This window comes from Aquirufa sp., from assembly GCF_964796385.1.
In genome coordinates this window covers 1-20,213 of sequence record NZ_CBAUBA010000043.1, presented here as the reverse complement: position 1 = coordinate 20,213, position 20,213 = coordinate 1, and the positions used below count along the sequence as shown (strand labels likewise).

General features: G+C 39.5%; 12 protein-coding genes and 1 pseudogene. 6 read left to right on the top strand and 7 right to left on the bottom strand.

Annotation, left to right across the window (positions count from 1 at the left end; genetic code table 11):
* A pseudogene (locus tag AC1W6K_RS10860) lies at window positions 1-503 on the bottom strand (hypothetical protein); the annotation flags it as partial.
* 105 nt (window positions 504-608) lie between these two features.
* Entirely contained in the window at window positions 609-1,859 is a 1,251-nt protein-coding gene (locus AC1W6K_RS10855; RefSeq protein WP_481947502.1) for a hypothetical protein, read from the bottom strand.
* A gap of 200 nt (window positions 1,860-2,059) precedes the next feature.
* Here AC1W6K_RS10855 and AC1W6K_RS10850 point away from each other — a divergent pair, with 200 nt between their 5' ends.
* Together AC1W6K_RS10850 and AC1W6K_RS10845 are read left to right on the top strand one after the other, a co-directional pair.
* Entirely contained in the window at window positions 2,060-2,872 is an 813-nt protein-coding gene (locus tag AC1W6K_RS10850; protein ID WP_481947501.1) for a phytanoyl-CoA dioxygenase family protein, read from the top strand.
* A 1-nt stretch (window position 2,873) separates the two neighbouring features.
* On the top strand, window positions 2,874-4,073 hold the full coding sequence (locus tag AC1W6K_RS10845) for a Gfo/Idh/MocA family protein (protein ID WP_481947500.1): 1,200 nt from the start codon (window positions 2,874-2,876) through the stop codon (window positions 4,071-4,073).
* Window positions 4,074-4,109: 36 nt separating this feature from the next.
* Here AC1W6K_RS10845 and AC1W6K_RS10840 read toward each other — a convergent pair whose 3' ends face one another.
* The 5 genes from AC1W6K_RS10840 to AC1W6K_RS10820 all read right to left on the bottom strand — a co-directional run bounded on the left by AC1W6K_RS10840 (window position 4,110) and on the right by AC1W6K_RS10820 (window position 13,867).
* Complete coding sequence (locus AC1W6K_RS10840; RefSeq protein WP_481947499.1) at window positions 4,110-5,543, bottom strand: sulfatase family protein; 1,434 nt, start codon at window positions 5,541-5,543, stop codon at window positions 4,110-4,112.
* Window positions 5,544-5,548: 5 nt separating this feature from the next.
* Window positions 5,549-7,033 (bottom strand): sulfatase family protein, encoded by a 1,485-nt coding sequence (locus AC1W6K_RS10835; protein ID WP_481721008.1) that lies wholly within the window; start codon window positions 7,031-7,033, stop codon window positions 5,549-5,551.
* A gap of 10 nt (window positions 7,034-7,043) precedes the next feature.
* Complete coding sequence (locus tag AC1W6K_RS10830; RefSeq protein ID WP_481947498.1) at window positions 7,044-8,525, bottom strand: RagB/SusD family nutrient uptake outer membrane protein; 1,482 nt, start codon at window positions 8,523-8,525, stop codon at window positions 7,044-7,046.
* A 26-nt stretch (window positions 8,526-8,551) separates the two neighbouring features.
* Window positions 8,552-11,662, bottom strand: coding sequence for a SusC/RagA family TonB-linked outer membrane protein (locus AC1W6K_RS10825; protein WP_481947497.1), 3,111 nt, complete (start codon window positions 11,660-11,662; stop codon window positions 8,552-8,554).
* A 582-nt stretch (window positions 11,663-12,244) separates the two neighbouring features.
* Window positions 12,245-13,867 (bottom strand): sulfatase family protein, encoded by a 1,623-nt coding sequence (locus AC1W6K_RS10820; RefSeq protein WP_481947496.1) that lies wholly within the window; start codon window positions 13,865-13,867, stop codon window positions 12,245-12,247.
* Window positions 13,868-13,967: 100 nt separating this feature from the next.
* Between AC1W6K_RS10820 and AC1W6K_RS10815 the strand changes: the two genes are divergently transcribed.
* From AC1W6K_RS10815 to AC1W6K_RS10800, 4 genes are all read left to right on the top strand, one after another.
* Window positions 13,968-14,246 (top strand): hypothetical protein, encoded by a 279-nt coding sequence (locus AC1W6K_RS10815; RefSeq protein ID WP_481947495.1) that lies wholly within the window; start codon window positions 13,968-13,970, stop codon window positions 14,244-14,246.
* A gap of 174 nt (window positions 14,247-14,420) precedes the next feature.
* A complete protein-coding gene (locus tag AC1W6K_RS10810) occupies window positions 14,421-17,492 on the top strand; it encodes a SusC/RagA family TonB-linked outer membrane protein (RefSeq protein WP_481947494.1) in 3,072 nt (1,023 codons plus the stop codon).
* A gap of 11 nt (window positions 17,493-17,503) precedes the next feature.
* On the top strand, window positions 17,504-19,003 hold the full coding sequence (locus AC1W6K_RS10805) for a RagB/SusD family nutrient uptake outer membrane protein (RefSeq protein WP_481947493.1): 1,500 nt from the start codon (window positions 17,504-17,506) through the stop codon (window positions 19,001-19,003).
* 112 nt (window positions 19,004-19,115) lie between these two features.
* Window positions 19,116-20,213, top strand: a 1,098-nt coding sequence (locus AC1W6K_RS10800; RefSeq protein WP_481947492.1) for a c-type cytochrome domain-containing protein, incomplete at its 3' end; no start/stop codon positions are given.

The window sequence follows — 20,213 nt, the reverse complement described above, 5'->3', positions numbered from 1 at the left end:
TCGTCGCTTATCTGGGTTTTAACAAGCGTTTTTGAATTTTTAACTAAATGCAATTCGGTTCCATCACTGATCAAAAATGTAAAATCTTTTCCTCCGGCAATGATGTGGGCTTTTGCCAATTGGTGTGTCGAATATAATGTGCCTGCCCACGCATGACTAAAAATGGCTTTATCATCCATGAAAACAAATTGATTTTCATAAACGGATAGACTCTGAATTTTCTTGGTGCTACTGGTACGATTCCGCTGATCCACGCCTAAACTTCCCGGATATAAAAACTGGCCATCATGGGGAAGCATTAATCCAGCGGAGCCCCAAACTTTTATCCCAGCATTGCGGTCTGAAAAGGCTGATTTTAACGCTATTTGGCTGTCTTTAGCATAATATTTGATGCTGTAATCTTGTTTGAATGGCTGATCTACATAAATAGGTTGGGCTGATTTTTTTTGACCGAAACCATAGGTACTTAAAAACAATAAAATAATTCCAAACGTGTTTTTCATCTCATTAATTTTAAAGGAATAATATTTGGTCTTGTTGATGGTGATGACGAAGGTCTTATCGGCACGAATATGACGTGTTAGCTAAAAATCCATGCGATTTCAAACTCATGGATCTTGTGGTTTAGGACTCTCTTTGACTAATTTCAGGGCTTGTTCCATGTAAATTTCTGCTGTCATTTCACCCAAGGAAGTTTGTGATACATATTCATAGCGTTTGAATGAATTAAAATCTACTTTGGCCAACATATACCCAAAGGCGTCATTCGTTAATCCAAAAAGAAATGGCATTTTGGTATTCATATTTCGTTTGACGTAATAGCCCACATTGGGTAAGGCCTCGCCGGGAACTGTTAAAATTTGGGCGGGTCCAATATTCAACAGATTTAACTGCGTTGTTACGAAATTTTCTTTTCCCCCTACGAATTTCAATGGCGATTTTTTCAAAATATAACGCATGATTTCGGAGTCAATGGGGAATTCTAATTTCCGAGAGGTACAATAAATTGTCGGGTTTTTAAGTACTGGCGCTTCCGAAACAATTCGCATCGCTTCCGTGGCTAAAAGTTCCCCAATTCGAATGCATTCCTCCCAATTATTCGCCTCTTTTTGTTGTTGGCCCTCCTTCACATACGTTAATCGCGTATCCGCCGTGATCATTCCCCCTTGAGCGCCATTCATAAACAACGCAATTCCTCCAATCGTCTCCTCGATTTTTTGATACAAGGGACCTATCATATCTGGACTTAAAATACCTCTTGAGTTGCCCAATACCTCCGGATGTACGGCATAATTAACAAGCGTTGCAATGGGTTTTCCCATCCGTGCACCCGAACTTGCGATTGCTTGAATAACACCACAACGTGGGTCATAAAGCGCAGGCGCATAATAATTATAAGCTATTTTACCTTTTGCTTCGCCCATGCCAACTTTTAATGTGGCAGGCTGCAAGGTGGTTGTGGCCTCATTAACCGCATCAGCAATTTGCTGGACACACCAATCCAAATAGGCTAAATCCGCATAGCTTTTTCCTGATGTATCGGGAAATCCATAGGCATCGGGAGCGCTGTGAGTATGTGTGGCACCAATCAAGATATTTTCGGGGAGGATACCCTTAATCAGGGCTCGCGAACGATTTCCTAAGATGGAAGTCCAACCCAAATTGTCAATATTAACAATGGCAAAACGCGTTGTGCCTTGCTCAAATACCATAGCACGAGCAAATAAATCTCCGCGCTTTTCGGTAACCGGATGAGGAACGCCAATGCCCCCAGAGACGGGCAATAATGGGTTTGGTGTGATAATTCTGAGCGCAGCACCTACACGGAGGTTTTGTGCTTGAATTACTCCGGTCACCATGAAAAAGAAAAAACCTAGGAATGCTAGGGCTGAAAAATGAAATGAAAACTCGGTTTTTAAACTAGCAGGCTTTTGTTTGAACCTAATTAAATGACTTAGCAGGAATTTCATAGTTGGGATCAAAATAGATAGAGGCGTTAAATTTGTGATTTAGCTAATTTATTAAATAAATTTAGTGGAAAATTTCTAAACCTATCAACATGCTCAGTGATTTACAAACGGAAGCCTATCATCGGGATGGTTTTGTTCAGGTCCCACAATTCTTTTCGCAAGAAGAAATTCTAATTTTATTTCAAGTTGCTACCGATGAGTCGGTGGGTAAAAATGCCTTTGACCTAAATGACCAAGATGGCAAAAAAACGAAGTTGACGCTCTGGTTTCATGCGGGGGATGATTCTTTCGGCTTGATGTCACGCTGCGCTCGGATGGTCCATGCAGTTCAGGATTTATTGGGAGCTGGTGAGGTGTGTCATTTTCACTCTAAGGTGATGCAAAAAGCACCTAAAATAGGGGGTGCGTGGGAATGGCATCAGGATTATGGGTACTGGTATAAAAATGGATTTTTGTTTCCAGATGCGATGATTTCGGTGATGGTGGCGCTGACAGATGCGACCATTGAAAACGGGTGTTTACAAGTTTTAAAAGGAACGCATAAAATGCAGCGATTTGAGCATGCTTTTGCGGGGGAGCAGCAGGGAGCAGATATGGATTTTGTCCGGGAGGCAGAAAAGATTTCGGAACGCGTTTATTGTGAATTAAAAGCGGGGGATGCCTTATTTTTTCATCCTAACCTATTACATCGCTCAGAAGCAAATCTGTCGGAAACGGCGCGCTGGTCCGTAATTTCTGCCTACAATTTGGCCTATAATAAGCCGTTTCGTGAGAAAAATGATTCCTGCATTACGCCCGTATCGGTGGTGCAAGATGATGCGATTATCGACTCGGGTAAGCGTGCGGTTACGCAGGCAGATTTTTTAATTAAAGAAAAAGAAATTACATTAAATATTACCTAACATGGCAAAAGTTTGTATTCTAGGAGGTGGGTTCATTGGGCGTTTTTATGCGGATTCATTAAGCGGTCGGCGCGGCCGGGACCACGTTTCAGTCGTCTATGTGCGTAAGGAAGAAACGGCCATTCGTTTTGCTAAGGATTATGCTGTTCCTGTTTTTTTGACCGATATGGAAGCGGCGATTGCGCATGCGGACTCAGAATTTGTGGTGATTGCTTTGCCTAATTTTTTGCATGAGGAAGCGGTCATGCTTTGTGTCAAACACAAAAAGGCTGTCCTGTGCACGAAACCGCTCGGTCGGACGGCTGAGGAGGCACTTCGCATGACGCAAGCCTGTGAGGAAGCCGGGATTTTTGCCGGTTATTTGGAAGATTTATGTTATACACCCAAATTTTTAAAGTCATTAAAAAGTGTCCAAGAGGGGGCTATTGGCCGAATTTTATGGGCAAAATCACGCGAGACACATCCGGGGCCGCATGCCGACTGGTTTTGGGATTTGGAAAAAGCGGGTGGGGGAGCGATGTTGGATTTAGGTTGTCATTGTGTTGAGATTGCGCGTAATTTTATTGGGAAGGATGTTTTGCCTGTGGAGGTGATGTGCTGGGCAGACACGCAAGTAAAGCCGATCGATGCGGAGGATCATGCCATTGGTTTGGTAAAATATGAAAATGGGGCCATTGGTCAGTTTGAGGTTTCGTGGACTTTTCGTGGCGGTATGGATTTGCGGGATGAGGTCATGGGTACGGAAGGAACCATCTGGGTCAATTCATTTTTACGCACCGGTTTTGAGATGTTTACTAGTGGGGTGAGGGACCATTATGTGGCCGAAAAGGCTGAAAGTTCTTCGGGCTGGCAATTTCCAGTTGGCGATGAAGCACACGAATTAGGTTACCCAAACATGTTTAATGACATGTTTGATGCGTATGAGCAAGGAACGACTCCTCGCGAAACCTTCTATGATGGCTACGTAGTCAATGCAATTTTAGATGCAGCCTACACCTCCGCAAAAACAAAAATGTGGGAGCCAGTGAAATTGCCGTTATGGCGGGGCCAGCGGGGTCTTCAAAAGCCGTCAGTTTACCAATCTTACGATGCTGAACATTGGCTTATTAAAGAAGAAATTCTTCCCAATGGCGATAAAAAGACGATTTTAAAACATAAAACTACCGGGGAAATTTCAGAGTTAGAACAATGGAAAAAATGATTTTTTAACTGATTCCTAGGTGTAAAAAATAATCGCCTAATTCGGTAATCTACTTTTCTCCAAATCCGTTATCTTTTTCTGCATTTTTTGGCGCATGCTTAATGCCACCGACTTGTATTTTGGGCTGTTGATGAGGTTGTTTTTTTCCAAAGGGTCTTTAGAAAGGTCATATAACTCTTCATGCGCTACGTCATCGCGGTAACGGAAATACTTCCATTTTTTAGTCCTAAATCCCTCACTGGCGGCAATTATATCCACTTTCCACAAATGTTCACATAAAAATTCAACTCTCGATTTTGCAGGCGAAGCGGCTTTGGTGTACCCCGATAAATTTATTCCTTGCCACGAGGACGGTTGGCCTACTCCCGCAAATCCAAAAATGGTAGGTGCGATATCAATATTCAAAACCTCATCCTCAATCACACGATGTTTCGGATTTCTTGGATCATAAATCATCATGGGAACACGCAAAGAACGATCATACATAAGCCACTTATCGGCCAGTTGGCGCTCCCCTAAAAAGTATCCATTATCCCCCAAAAAGATAATGATTGTGTTTTTATCTAAGCCTTTTTCGGCGAGCAGTCGGCGAATTTTGCCTATCTCTAAATCTATACCCGAAATCATTCGGTAATATCCTTTGACGCTTTTCTGGTATTTTTCGGGGGTGTCGAAGCGCCATAGCCAACGGGTATGATTTTCGCCGTTTCGAACATAGGCTGGTTGGGCCATGAAATCGGCATCCGAGCCCATAATGGGCGGTGGAATAACAACGTCTTTGTATAAAGAATCCACTTCTGGTTGCCAAAAATATTGATCTACCGCGGGGTCATGGGCATGCGGTGCACTGAAGCTTAAAGACAGGCAAAAAGGTTTATCTTCGGGTGCATTTGAAATAAAATCCATTGCTTTTTGCGCCGTATATCGGGTTAAATGAACGCTATCTTTTCCAAGGGTCTTGTAGAAATACCCCCGATAATCTTTGTACTTGGTATTTCGATCATAATTTTCGCCCTCATCAAACATGGACTTAAATAGAGGATATTCCACCCCAAATTTCCCAAAAAATCCCGTGTAATATCCTGCCTTTTTTAATAAAACGGGGTACGAATTATCCGCATATCCTTGCTTCAGGTTGCCTTGTTGGAATGTATATAAATGCGTTCTTTCATACAAACCGGTTAAAATACTTGCCCGACTGGCCGCACAAATGGGCGTTGTGACAAAAGCGTTTTTAAAATAGATTCCTTGGCTGGCCAATTTATCCATTTCGGGCGTTTTGATAATTTTATTTCCAGCGTAGCCCATCGCATCAGCGCGTTGATCATCCGTCAGAATAAATATTATATTGGGCTTTTTGGATTGCGCTTCTGCTACATGTGCAGCGAAAAAATAAACACAAAATGCAAATGAAAAGCCCAAAGGCTTGATGAATTTTTTTGTAAACATAGCGTGTGACAGGTGCTTCATTTGTTTTATTTGGGACTAGGATAGCCCGATGATGTGTCTAAAATAGGTAATCCCTGGTAATTGATTTTTACGTAAGGTACGGTTTCAGTCGCATCGATTACATAATTCCATTTTTTCACATAGCTTAAACCGGGTAAAAATTCATCTTTGCGCTTTTTTAATTCGTTCCATAAATCGATATCCAATTTGGTTTGAATGGCGGCGACTGCGGGTTGGCCAACTAAGTTATTGAGTTGAAAAGGGTCTTTTGTTCGATCAAACAATAGCCACGGCCCATTTAAATCACGCACGTAGGTATAATTTTCAGTCATTAGGCCTCGGTATTCTTTGCCTCCTCTTGCGCGTGTCCATTGGCCAAATGGTTGCACGCAGGAAATTAAGGTATGGGTTACATCATTTTTCTTTTTACCTAGTAATATGGGTGCAAAATCTTTACCCTCAACTGATTTGGGAACATTGATTCCAGTAAGTCCGAGGAGCGTGGGCATAATGTCTGGCGAATTAATCAGTATGCTGGATTTTTTCCCTTTTGGCCCAAAGGCTTTCGGATAATGGATAAGAAAAGGAACTCGAATACTTTCGTCATAGGGTTGTTGCTTATTCCATGCGCCATGGGACCCCATTAAATCACCGTGATCTGCCGTAAAAACAATAATCGTATTGTCGGCTAAGTTTTGTTCTTTCAGCGTTTGACGAAGTTGGCCTATGCAATCATCAATCGCCGTCATGTGTGCATAATAGCCTCGAAGATCATTTTGGACTTTCTCCACTTTATCAGCGGGAACATTATCCCGAATGGTGAAGATTTTATTTTCATACATTTTCCGATATTTTTCTGGGGCTGTTTGGTAAGGGTCATGGGGCGATCCGATGGAAAGCACTAAAAAGAATGGATCATCTTTTTTCGTCTGACTTTTCAGGTATTGACAAACATCTTGCGTTTGAGCGATGGCATCATAGGTTTCCCAGACTTTCTTAACCGGAGAGTTCCCTTCATAATAGGCCGAATTGTTATAGTCATGCGTACATTCTAAGGCTTTCCAATAATCAAAGCCTTGTTGGCGACTCGCAGGAATATACGAGCTGCGCCCATGCCCATCCACATGCCACTTGCCTAGATAGCCTGTTTGGTATCCATTTTCTTTGAATACTTTTCCGATGCTCGTGCGGTTTGTGTCCAGCAAAACATCATTCATAAAAACGCCGTGCGTTAACGGGTATTGACCTGTTAAAAATGAGGCACGATGAGGTGAACAAACCGGCATCCCGGAAACGGCATGTGTCAGATTAACACTTTGATTTGCTAATTGATCTAAATGGGGTGTCATTACATTTTTATCACCCGCATAGCCCACCGACTGGGCTCTCCACTGATCTACTAAAACATATAGAATATTGGGCTTTTTGTCTTTTTGGGCTAAAGTTGTGTAGCTAAAGCCAACAATAAAGAATATAAAAAGAGCTCCTGTGATGTGATTTCTTTGTTTCATAGGTATCTGATTAGTAACCTGGATTTTGAGTTAATTTATTAATAGAAACCTCACTTACAGGTAAAGGAGCGATTAGCTTGTTTGAATTTAAGGTGTAAGATTCAGGATACAAAAATACCTTGGCAGCTTTTTCTCTTTTACCATGAGCGGTCATCACCTCTGTCGCTTTACCAGTTCTTTTCAAATCATACCACCTTTGATTCTCAAAACAAAATTCAGTTTGTCTTTCTTTGGCAATTAAAGCACGTAGACTAGCCGCATCATTTAACGTAATAGGACTTGAAAGACCTGCCCTGTTTCGAACTAGTTGAATGCTTGGAATTGCTTGGCTAACTTTTCCTTGTTCAACTAAAGATTCCGCATACATTAATAATACATCTGAATAACGAATAATTGGCAAATTATCGCCACAGCGGTTATCAGGTGCGGAAATAGGTGCTTTATATTTGGCACAATAAGGAATGGGTTTAACTTTGTTATCCCAGTCTAAACCATTCCAAATTCCGATCGAAACGGATTTGCGTTTATCTCCGACCTCAAAAGCATTAATTAGATCATCAGTAGGTTGATTCCAGCCCGCCGAAATGATATTAATATTAGGCCGGCGTGTTATTGCCCCTCCAGATGTATGTGGAGCAAATGTAAATATGAAGTTATTAGCTAATTCGGGGCTATTTTCAGAATATTGAATAGCAAAAATAGTTTCTTTATAATCTTTTTTTGCTGGATTAAATAGGTCTGCATACTCCGGTAATAACGCATATTTTCCAGACGACATGACGGTGTTCAATACTTTTTCAGCCTCTACAAAGTTTCCTGTAGTCAAGTAAACTTTACCTAATAAGGCTAGGGCTGACATCTCATTTGCTCGACCATTTTCCTCTACATCTTTGGCTTTGGCAAAAGATGCAGCAGCATCTCTTAAATCTAAAATAATTCGATCATAAACCTGAGTGTCTTTAGATCTCTTTATTTCGACAGCAGCTTGCGATGTAGTAGGTTCTAAAACTAAAGGGACACCACCAAACTGCCTAACAAGATTAAAATAATACAGTGCCCGTAAAAATAGTGCTTCTCCTTTAGATCGATCTTTTAATGATAATTTAGACCAAACCGTAGCTGGACGATCTATTTCGCTCAGTAATTTATTACAACGTGTAATCCCGTTATACGATAAGTTCCAAAAACCTGAATAGACTGTATTATCAGATGCCAAAATAAATTGATCAATGACGCCTCTTGAAGCCTCTCCAGTTCTAATGTTATTTTGAAAACTTGCATTATCTGAAATTAATTCAGCTAAAATCCAATGCTGATTTTTTTCATAATCCCTCATGGGAACATAACATCCGTTTGCTAGTAAAACAAACTCGACATCCGTTTTATAAAAACTGCCTTCACTTAGCGTAGCTTTAGGATAAATCTCTAAGAAATTATCTTTGCATCCACTAAATATGATGAGAGCAAAAATTAAAATGATTAAATTTTTCATATTGTTATTCAGTTTATTCCTTTAAATTAAAAGGACAAGTTAAGGCCTAATGATGTAGTTGTGGCTAAAGGATAAGATGTCATATCAAAGCCCTGAGACAATGTATTGTCAATATTTCTTGATTGCGCTTCTGGATTAGCACCTGAATAGTTGGTAAACATAGCTAAATTCCTACACGTCAGATAAAGTCTACAAGATTCAAATAGTTTCGATTTTTGAACCAAACTAGATGGAATGGAATAACCCAAAGTTACATTTGAAACACGTAAAAATGAGGCATCTTCGACCCAACGAGTATTAACGCGGTGGCCCCAACTAGGTGTTAATTTGGGCACGCCATATAGCATTGGGTCACCTGGGTTTTGTGCACTTCGCCAACGATTTACAAAAACTTTACTTACATTAAAGAATCCTTGTAAATTATCCGTTGTTTGTCTCAAACCATTCATCACTTGTCCTCCATACTGACCGTTCAGAATGACTCCTAAACTAAAGTTTTTGTAAGAAAAGTTATTTGAAAATCCAAAGATAAAATCTGGATGCGGACTCCCTAGCATACTATAATCAAGAAAGTCACTAATGAGACCATCTCCATTAACATCTTTATATTTTGGATTACCTTCATACACTTGCGCTGTCTTAATAATAGCAGGATTTGCAATGTCCGCGGCTGAATACACTCCTTCCATCACAAATCCAAAAAATTGACCAATCGGTTTGCCTACAACGGTCACGTGTGTAGGAAGTCCATCGTTATTTCCCGATAAGACACGATCACCATTTTCATTTAGGGAGAGTACCATGTTCCTATTGACGGCAACATTTAAGTTTAAATCCCAATTAAATTTACCTTGAATAGGGCTTGCGCTCAAGGAAATCTCAACACCCCTATTTCGAACGGTTCCTTTATTTACAATTTGGGAATTAAATCCTGTAATCGCTGGAATAACATCATTCAAAAGCATATTTGCACTTTCCCGATTGTAATAGTCTAAAATCAAGCTTACTCGATTATTAAACAATTCAATATCTAAACCTGTATCAAACTGATTGGATTCCTCCCATGTTAAGAAAGGATTGGAAATTCCAACGAATGAAGCCGAAACCTGATTTCCCCCAAATACATAAGCTCCTGGATTAATGGAAGCTAAAGAAGAATAGTTACCAATATTATTATTTCCACTTTTACCTAAACTAGCTCGCCATTTTAAGCTAGATATAATTTTACTATCCTTTAAAAAGTCTTCTTCAGATATCCGCCATGCAACACCAAATGACGGGAAGGCAGCGTATCTATTTTTAAAACCAAATCTGGAGGATCCATCCGTTCTTAAAGTTGCTGTAACCAAATATTTATCAGCAAAAGAGTAATTAGCCCTACCTAAATAGGAAATTAAACTCCATTCTTGCGCATTTTCACCCCATGAACTAATGGCTTGAGCCGCGTTGATTGTTTGTATTAAATCATTTGAATATGGAGAAGCATTTAGGTTCAAACCACTTGTATTGCTACGTTGCGTGGTGTAACCTATAACCGCATTAAATCGATGTTGCCCGATGATTTTATTGTAATTTAACGTATTCTCAATTAGCCAATCAAACGTTTCAGACCTAGAATTAGAAGACCTACCAGTGCCAGGAATCGGCGGAACATTGGCTGTTGATGTACCAATTGTACTCGGTACAAATTGATTGAATCTAGACGATGAATAAATGGTATTTAAAGATGTCTTAAACTTTAAATCTGGTAAGATATTCCAATCGATGAATACCGATCCCAAACTTTGAAATTGCTTTTCTAATTGACTCGTATTTTGCAATAAGAATAAAGGATTAACAAAACTCCACGCTGAATGATATTTACTCTGAGGGGATCTTACATACGGATTTAATTGGCCATCCGCCATGTAAGGAGACATGACTGGATTAGCCCAAAGCGAGATACCAATCACATCACCTCGATCAGAATTGGTATTCGTCCGATTTTGATCAACCAGAGAGTTAAGAAGCGAACCGCCAATAGTAACTGTTTTACTAAGGTTAGATTCAAAGCCAACTTTACTTGTAAATCGCTCGACGCCTGTGAACTTCAATGCTCCATCTTGTTTATAATAACCAAAACTTGCATTTATTTTAGAATCCTGCGTACCTCGTTGAATACTTAAATTGTGTTCTTGAATTGGGGCGGTTTGCAATAATAAGTCATACCAGTCCGTTCCATTGCCAACCAATTGGTCTATATTTTGATATTCAAGTGGATAATCTGCTACTGTTGATTTTCGATTTTCAGCTCTCAATACGGCTATGTCAATTTTATTTCTCTGCAATTCAACAAATTCTCGCTGGTTCATTAATTCAGGCCGTCCTTTTTGAGGTACATCTTGTATACCAGTCATTGAAGAAAAGTTGATTTGTAATTTGCCGTACTGACCCTTTTTAGTCGTAATCATTATGACACCATTGGCTCCTCTTGAACCATATATAGCCGTGGATGAAGCATCTTTCAATACAGAAATGGACTCAATATCAGTTGGATTTATCAATAAAAGGGGATTAAAATCACGATTTAATCCTGCAGAATAAGGCATTCCATCGATTACATACAAAGGCTCATTCCCTGCTCCTAGTGAACCACTACCTCGTATACGAACAGATGTTCCTGCACCTGGCTGACCTGATAATTGTTGAATTTGCATACCTGCAACTTGTCCAATCATCTTTTGATCAATCGTTGCAACAGGTAAATCTTTAATTGTATTTTGATTAATGGTGGCCACGGAACCAGTTAAATCCTTCGCTCTTGCTGTTCCATATCCCACGACCACAACTTCAGATAACTCTTGTAAATTATCATCTAAACTAACATTAATGATTGATCGGTTTCGAACTGTTTCCGATTTACTGGTCATGCCAACCGATGAAAAAACTAGCACTGCGGTTGCTCCTGAATTTACTTGGATTGTATAACTCCCATCGGCACCTGTAATACTACCGTTGGGGGAACCTTTTACGGTTACGGAAACTCCTGGAATTCCCGAGCCATCAGATGAACTAACTTTTCCTTTCACCTGCATACTTTGTGCAAGTCCTTGGAAAAGCGTTAACATCGTAACTAATGTTATTAGAATTTTTTTCATAGAAATTTAGATTCTTTAAAATATTATTAAAAAGTAAGTGCAATTAGACAATTTATTAATAGGCAACTATCCTTAATTAAATAAGGATAGTTATAATTTTTATTAGATTTTTACAAAAAAAGCAGCTTTAGCGTATGCTATGCAAATCCAACTAATTGATTTCAAGCCTATCTGACCATCTTTATTTGAGCTGACTAAGCTGAAGCATGACAACACCAGTTAATCACTCAAAAACCAGATGTAAGAATTAGGTGAGATATCAAATTCAAAGTCAATATCTTTTGATGGACGTAATGATGCGGTTCGTATTGTCCCCTATTTAGATGTAATTTTTGCTGTCTTTAAAATTCCCGTATAGTAAAAAGGCAAGGAGACCTTCCGCTTTATTACTTCATTCGTCGGATTATACAGTATCACAAAGCCCTTATGAATTCCATGTGGATTAACAAGAATAAATCCATCCCAATCTCTGCCGTCCGTTACTTGTTTAAAGTAAATAGGAATAACCGCAGCGTCTTACTTGCTATATAACAAAGAAGAAATAGGATTGACTCTCAGGACAATTTCTACATTCTCTATATATTAATTTTTCAATCGCGTTTCTGTAGGTGTATACCCAATTCGGTGGCTCATCACGTAAAGCGAATCCCCTTTATTAATGGTGATTGGTTTGGTATATACCATCCAAGTTTCCTTCGAATTCTTTCTATAACCAATCGACGCGCCGGGTGTAGGGCATGAAAGCTGAGCTTTCCCAGCCACGATGTCCACCTTTGTTTGGTCAGTTTTCGGGGGATTGGCTTCTCCCTTCCACCAAAGTTTCAGCATATCTAATTCAGGCATTTCACCGAGATCGCCATAGCGTTTAACCCAGTCCAAATGCTTTTTGCGCAGTTCTGCCAACTTATTTTTATACGCAGGGTCCGAAGCCAAATTAGTAAATTCATGCGGGTCATTTTGCGTATCAAATAATTCCTCTACAGATTTTGTGGGCCTAAACCATTTTAATTGCGTTTCATTTAGTTTTCCGGCAGCTTTGAGTGCCAACATATGCGTCATTAATGGATTTTGTAGTCGGTATTTAATCGGTTGATAATACGATTTTTCAGGCATGTAATTGCGAATGTACTTGAATCGACCGTCGCTCACGGCACGCACGCGGTCATATTCAGCATCCATCCGATCACGTGCTGCATAAATGTATTTTCGTTTTGCCTTTGCTTGTTGGCCCCCTAAAAAAGCCTGTCCGTGTATTTTTTGTGGAATTTTTACGCCCGCTAAGGAAAGGACGGTGGGGCCCATGTCAACAAAACTAATGAGTTGATCATCTACTTTTCCTTTAGGCAAATGAGGGGACTTAATTAACAACGGGACTTTTAGGCCACGCTGAGATAACTCACGTTTTACAAAGGGCATTCCATCGCCATGATCGCTGTAAAAAAATATAATACTTTCCTCATACAAGCCATCTTCTTTTAATTGCTTGATGATTTCGCCAACTTGTTGGTCCATCACCATCACATTCGATAAAAAACGCGCGATGGTTTTACGGCTGACGGAATCATCGGGATAGTACGGTGGTACGAGCACGTCCTTGGGATTTACCAAAAGCGGCTGCTTTTCCCGAGCCCAAACTTGGGATTCATGCGTTGTTTCTATGTTAAAAACAGAAAAGAAGGGTTGGGATTTGGAAGGGCGCTTTCGCCAATGAGCTCGCTTGCTGCTCTCATCCCAAGCGGTAACGGGTGCTTCAAACTGATAATCTTGTTTTGCGTTATTGGTACAATAATATCCCGCCATGCGCAGGTATTCTGAAAAACATTTCACACCCGCTGGAATTACAGCGGAATAGGGTTTTAGACCTGCGGGATAATCATCTTTGGCATTGGCAGAAAATCCTAAGGTGCGCATGTGCTGTCCACCAATAGCCGTTTGATAATTACCTGTAATTAGAGCGCAGCGGCTTGGAGCGCAAACACCAGCTGTGGAATATACTTGGGTATAACGTACGGCCTCTTTTGCCAACTGATCTAAAACGGGGGTTTTGGCCACTTTTTCTCCATAAGAACCTAAATGAGGGGACATATCTTCGCAGACAATCCAAACAATATTGGGTTGTTTTACGTGATTTTTAGGTTGATTTGGTCGCGCAAAAAGACCAACCAGTGGAAAAAGAGAACAGAAAATTATACCTATATTTCGCATGATAAAACCATATTAATGTCGGCCAAAATACTAAAATATTTTTCAGTTTTACTTATTTTCTTTTCAGTAGATAGTAAATGTCAATTCCAATCAATTAAAAATGACTGGTAAATTAAGCCCATACGGCAGAGATTGGGATGGATTTACTCTTGTTAATCCACATGGAATTCATAAGGGCTTTGTGATGCTATATAATCCGACGAATGAAGTAATGGAGCGGAAGATCTCCTTGCCTTTGTACTACACGGGAATTTTAAAGACAGCAAAAATTACATCTAAAGAGGGGACAAAACGAACCACATTTTTACGTTCATCAAAAGATATTGATTTGGAATTTATTATTTCCCCAAATTCCTACACCTGGCTTTTGATTGAATAACCCATGCTGTCATGCGTTGCATGGATTGGTCGATTAAAGATTGGGTAAAAAATTATTTTTTGTAAAAATTAAATAAAAAATATAACTATCCTTATTTGCCATAGGATAGTTGGCCTTTCGCAAATTGTTTACTTTCCGTACTTTTTAATTAAACTATAAAGAATCTAAATTTCTATGAAAAAAATTCTATTAACATTAGTTACGATGTTAACGCTTTTTCAAGGACTTGCACAAAGTATGCAGGTGAAAGGAAAAGTTAGTTCATCTGATGGCTCGGGAATTCCAGGAGTTTCCGTAACCGTAAAAGGTTCCCCCAACGGTAGTATTACAGGTGCCGATGGGAATTATACAATCCAAGTTAATTCAGGAGCAACCGCTGTCCTGGTTTTTTCATCGGTTGGTATGAACAGTAGATCGGAAATAGTAAGAAACCGATCAATCATTAACGTTAGTTTAGAGGATAATTTGCAAGAGTTATCTGAGGTTGTTGTTGTTGGGTACGGTTCTCAACGAAAGCAAGACATCACTTCCGCCATTTCTGTGATTGGGATGAAGGATATTGGTGAGCAACCAGCGAACAACGTAAACCAAATGTTGCAAGGGCGAGCTGCCGGTGTTACAGTAAAGCAAAAAACGGGTGCTCCCGGAGGAGCTTTTGAGGTTCGTGTTCGAGGAATTGGCTCTTTAGGTGCCGGTAGTGATCCTTTGTATGTTGTTGACGGATTTGTAGTCGGAACTTCCTTAGGGCAAAATTTTAATCCAAATGACATCGAAAGCATTTCGATTCTAAAGGATGCGGCTTCAACCGCGATTTATGGTGCTCGTGGATCGAATGGTGTGGTCTTGATCAATACGAAGAATGCGAAAGAGGGGAAAGTGAATATTAATTTTACGTTGGATTATGGTATTCAGAATATTCCACAATCGCGTAGAACACCTGTTTTGAATGGGGTTGAATTCGCGCAATTTAAGAAGGAGATTTTCGAAGATAATTTTAGATATTTCAAAAAGCAGGAGCCAACGATTAATGATGTACCATTAGGGTATCGTTATCCTGAGCAAACCAAACATTCGACTGATTGGTTTGGAGCGATTTTAAATAACAATGCACCTTATTCAGATGCCAATCTAACAATTTCATCAGGTAAAGGAACAATCAAATCGATGTTCTCCGTTGGATACTTTAAGGAAACAGGGTCCATTGTTAATACCGGTTATGAGCGTGTTTCAGTACGTAGTAATTTGGGTGGTCAAGTGACTAAGTTTTTGAATGTCGGTTTAAATATCAATGGAACAATTACCAAACAAAACATTGCGAATACAGACGGAAGAAGTGCTTTGGTCGGTGGTGCTTTGTTGATGGATCCACGTGAGCCTATCTACAATCCGGATGGAAGTATGAGACCATATATTGGTGGAGTTGATGGTGCTTTTGGTTTTCCAAATCCATTATTTTTGTTGCAAAATGTTACGCGAAAAAGAAATATAGCGGATGTATTGGCCAATGCTTTTGCTGAGTTTACCATTTTGCCTTCATTGAAGTTTAAAACTTCGGCGAATACGAAATTAAATTACAATGCGTTTAAGGAGTATGTTCCATCAACGATCGGACTATCTGTAGCTTCGGGTACGGCAGGTGCTCCACCACGTATTGCAACAGCGAGAGATATTACCGATCGTCTTTTCAATTACTCATTTGATCAATTGTTGACCTACAATCCTAAAATAGGAGAAAATCAGAAGGTAGATGCACTAGTTGGTTTCACTTCACAGGAAGAGAATGTTTATGGAATAGATGCTTCAGGAAATACATTTCCAGATGATTTAGTACGTTACATTGGCGCGGCTTCAATTAGATCAGCTAATTCGTACGAGAATGGTTGGACATTGTTAGCTTATTTTGCTCGTGCAAACTATTCATATAAAGACAAATATTTATTATCTGCCTCTTTTAGAAAAGAGGGAAGTTCACGCTTTGGTGAATTCAATAAGTTTGGTGATTTTCCAGCGGCTTCAATCGGTTGGAGAGTTTCAGAGGAGCCATTCATGCGTGATTTAACTTTCATCAACGACATGAAGTTGCGGGCAAGTTGGGGTGTTACAGGTAACAACAACATCGGAGATTACCCAAGTTTAGCTTTCGTGGGATTAAACAACTACATTTTAAATAATGCATTTGCTCCAGGAAAAGTGATTAGTTCTTTTGCCAACTCATCATTGAAGTGGGAAAAATCGGACCAACTCGATTTAGGTCTTGATTTAGCGACTATGAACAATAAGCTAACATTTACATTTGAATATTACCGCAAGTTGACAAATGACATGTTACTCCCTGTTTCTATTCCAGCGGTTTCTGGTTTTACGACCAGTTTGGACAACATTGGACAAGTGGAAAATAAAGGTATCGAGTTAAGTGCTGATTATCGCTCTAATATTGGTTCTGTAAACTTCCGTTCTAATTTCAATATATCTGTAAATCGAAGCAAAATCTTAGCCATCAAAGGGGCAAATGACATGCTTTACTATGGTTCATTTTATGGGGGTTACAACGTAATGAAAGTTGGCCGCCCGATCGGTATGATTTATGGATATAAGAAACTAGGTATTTTTAACAACCAAGCGGAAATTGACGCATGGGCTAAGCAGGATGGTGTTATTCCAGGAGGTATGAAATTTGCAGATACTAATGGTGACGGTGTGGTAACATACGATACACAAGATATGGTTGAGATTGGTAATCCAAATCCTGATTTTACATGGGGATGGACTAGCGCGGCCGACTACCGTAATTTTGACATTAATGTTTTATTTGTTGGTGCCCAAAACTTTGATATCTACCGAAACATTGAGGCTTCAACCATGAACATGGATGGTGTGTTTAACGTGTTAACCAAAGCAAAGGACCGCTGGCGTTCAGAAAGCAATCCGGGATCAAATCCGAGTGCGAAAAATTCACAAGGAGGAACAAATTACTTCAAATGGTCTCGTGAGAGTAGTGAACGTTATGTTTACGATGGAAGTTATATTTGGTTGAAGGCAGTAACTATTGGATACACGTTACCTAAAATGAAATCTGCGTTTAGTGATGCACGTATTTTCTTTACTGCGAATAATCTGTTCTTATTTACGAAATACCCTGGAAACAATCCTGATGCGGGTGTTAGAGGTGGCACACAGTTGAATAATGATGACGAATCATACCCCGTTCCACGTACGCTGGCCGTTGGTATTAAAATTAACTTATAACGAATCGAAACATGAAGAAGATAACATTTTTTATAATTTTGTCCGTTTCCTTGACACAGATATCGTGTAAAGAGGACTTTCTGACTACCACAGATCCTACTAGAATAGGACGTGATTTATTTTATAAAACTCAAACGCAGTTCGAACAAGCTTTGAATGGTGTTTATGGTCAGTTACAAACAATTACGAACTCTGCATACATTCCACAGGAATTCATGTCGGATAACACCACATTGGATTTTGATCCATTAAATCGTGGGGGTGCTGCTGGTTGGGAAGCATTTGAGTATTCAACTGTAAATCAAGGAAATGGTGAGATTAGTGCACTTTGGAACAACCATTATGCCACGATGTATAATATCAATTTTGCGTTGGAAAAATTAGCCGAAAGTAAAATTGACGCGACTGCAAAAGCAGTTTTAGATGGTGAGTTTAAGTTTCTGAGGGCTTATCATTATTTCAACTTAGTTCGCTATTTTGGGGATGTTGTTTTGGTAACAAAAACATTAGTCAACCCGAATGATGCGTTTGCTTTGGTGCGCTCTCCACAAGCTGATGTGTACAAACAAATTATCTCTGATCTAACGGATGCATCGAAAGCCTTACCTGCTAGAGCCGCTTTAAGAGGTCGTGCAACACAAGGTGCTGCATTAAGTTTATTGGGTAAAGTTTACTTGACGCAAAAGAATTATGCGGGAGCAAGTTCTACTTTGAAGCAAGTAACTACGTTGGGCTATGCCTTAAATGCAAACTACAAGGATAATTTTGATCCAGCAAAGAAGAATGGTATAGAGTCTATTTTTGAGGTTCAATACCAAGGTGGAAACGATTTAGGTGAGCAAAGTAATTTTGTTTACATCTTTGCGCCAAGACTATCACGAGATGCAGTGACAGGTTATGCAAACACAGCTTCACTTGGAAGAAATATCCCAACTCGGGACATGATTGCTGCATACGAAGCTGGAGATTTGAGGAAAGATATTTCTTTGAAACCTGGCTATACATTAAATGGAAGATTTGTTGATATTCCTTTTGTTAGTAAATACCAATATCCACATACAATAACAGGTCGTTCGGATAATAACTGGCCAGTTTTACGCTATTCAGATGTATTGTTAATGTTGGCAGAATCAATTAACGAAGCTTCAGGTCCGAATGCAGAGGCATACGATTACCTCAACCAAGTTAGAAAAAGAGCTGGTTTAAAAGCGCTTGATGGTTTAAATAAAGAGACTTTTAGAACGGCTGTTTTAAATGAAAGACGCGTTGAATTAGCGTTTGAGAACCACCGCTGGTTTGATCTTCAACGAACAAATACACCTGCTTCTCTTGCGGCTCATATGAATAAACATGGCGCATTAGAAAAAGCAAATCCAACTGTTGCTAGAGGTGGAATTGCTTTTAATAACTTAGATTATGTTTATACGGAATTTGAGTATTATTTACCTATTCCTGCGGCACAGATTTTGATCAATGCCAAATTAACTCAGAATCCAGGTTATCAGTTATAATTAATTTTAAACATTACATGTGTGATGTTAGTTAGCGAATTATTAAACTTGCGATGTGAACTTTTAGTTGACATCGCAAGTTTTTTACCGAGCTGTATTAAATTACTAAGCAGTGCAAAACAATATATCAAGTGATCTTTGGCTATTAATTGGGCGCTTACACCCTTTAATTGTACATTTTCCCATCAGTTTACTTTGGGTAGGATTATTGCTTGAGTGCATTGCGTGGCGAAAAAAATCAGATCTTTTTCAACCAGCTTTAGCTGTAATTTTATGGGTAGGGACTATCTCTGCGCTTTTGGCCGTAGGGTTCGGGTTGGTGTTGAGCAATCAAGAAGAGTACTCAGGAAATTTAATTAACCTTCATCAATGGTCAGGTATTGCGACAGCCTTTTTATCAGGGCTTACTTTATATACTTTTTCAGTTAAGGAGAATAAAAGTTTTCGTTTACTTTTATTTTCAACGGTCATTGGGGTAAGTGTTGCGGGTCACTTTGGAGCTCAGCTAACACATGGAGAGAATTACTTAAGTCTTCAAAATGAAAAAGTAAAACCCATCATTCCATTAAATACGTCCCTTCAGGTTCAAGAACTGACAGGTAAAATTGATTCGAAACAAAAACAAGATTTAGGTATTGAGGCAAGGAATATATTAGAAAATCATTGCTTTGAATGCCATAGTGTAAAGAAGTCCAAAGGAAAATTACGTTTAGATGCCTTGGAATATATGCTAAAAGGCGGAGAGGGCGGTCCTGCCATTCAAATAGGATACCCTGAAAAAAGTGAGTTTATTCGTCGGATTAAACTTCCGGCAAGTCATGATGATGCCATGCCTACAAAAGGCAAACGCTTAACCAAAAAAGAAATTGAAATACTTGAGATTTGGGTAAAACAAGGAGCTCCTTGGCCGGGAAGTTCAGATAAATCTGTTCAATCAGCTATTGAACCAAAAGAAATCACAGAAGAAAAATCAATCATTGGAAATGAAATAAGCAATGAAAAAATTCTAGCCGTTAGTGAAGAGCCGATTAGTACACCTGCGGCATTGAATACAAATCAGATTCAGGAACTAACGATGAATGTTAGATCGATTCTTGCGCACAATTGTTACAGCTGCCACAATGCGACCAAATCAAAAGGTGGTCTGCGGATGGATAAAAAAGAACTCCTTTTTAAGGGAGGGGAAAGCGGTCCGATTTTGGTTGCTGGG

What these genes read in the sequence shown, in the direction of transcription:
- AC1W6K_RS10855 (WP_481947502.1), bottom strand. Translation starts at nt 1,859, where the DNA reads ATGGTGACCGGAGTAATTCAAGCACAAAACCTCCGTGTAGGTGCTGCG.
- AC1W6K_RS10850 (WP_481947501.1), top strand. Translation starts at nt 2,060, where the DNA reads ATGCTCAGTGATTTACAAACGGAAGCCTATCATCGGGATGGTTTTGTT.
- AC1W6K_RS10845 (WP_481947500.1), top strand. Translation starts at nt 2,874, where the DNA reads ATGGCAAAAGTTTGTATTCTAGGAGGTGGGTTCATTGGGCGTTTTTAT.
- AC1W6K_RS10840 (WP_481947499.1), bottom strand. Translation starts at nt 5,543, where the DNA reads ATGAAGCACCTGTCACACGCTATGTTTACAAAAAAATTCATCAAGCCT.
- AC1W6K_RS10835 (WP_481721008.1), bottom strand. Translation starts at nt 7,033, where the DNA reads ATGAAACAAAGAAATCACATCACAGGAGCTCTTTTTATATTCTTTATT.
- AC1W6K_RS10830 (WP_481947498.1), bottom strand. Translation starts at nt 8,525, where the DNA reads ATGAAAAATTTAATCATTTTAATTTTTGCTCTCATCATATTTAGTGGA.
- AC1W6K_RS10825 (WP_481947497.1), bottom strand. Translation starts at nt 11,662, where the DNA reads ATGAAAAAAATTCTAATAACATTAGTTACGATGTTAACGCTTTTCCAA.
- AC1W6K_RS10820 (WP_481947496.1), bottom strand. Translation starts at nt 13,867, where the DNA reads ATGCGAAATATAGGTATAATTTTCTGTTCTCTTTTTCCACTGGTTGGT.
- AC1W6K_RS10815 (WP_481947495.1), top strand. Translation starts at nt 13,968, where the DNA reads ATGACTGGTAAATTAAGCCCATACGGCAGAGATTGGGATGGATTTACT.
- AC1W6K_RS10810 (WP_481947494.1), top strand. Translation starts at nt 14,421, where the DNA reads ATGAAAAAAATTCTATTAACATTAGTTACGATGTTAACGCTTTTTCAA.
- AC1W6K_RS10805 (WP_481947493.1), top strand. Translation starts at nt 17,504, where the DNA reads ATGAAGAAGATAACATTTTTTATAATTTTGTCCGTTTCCTTGACACAG.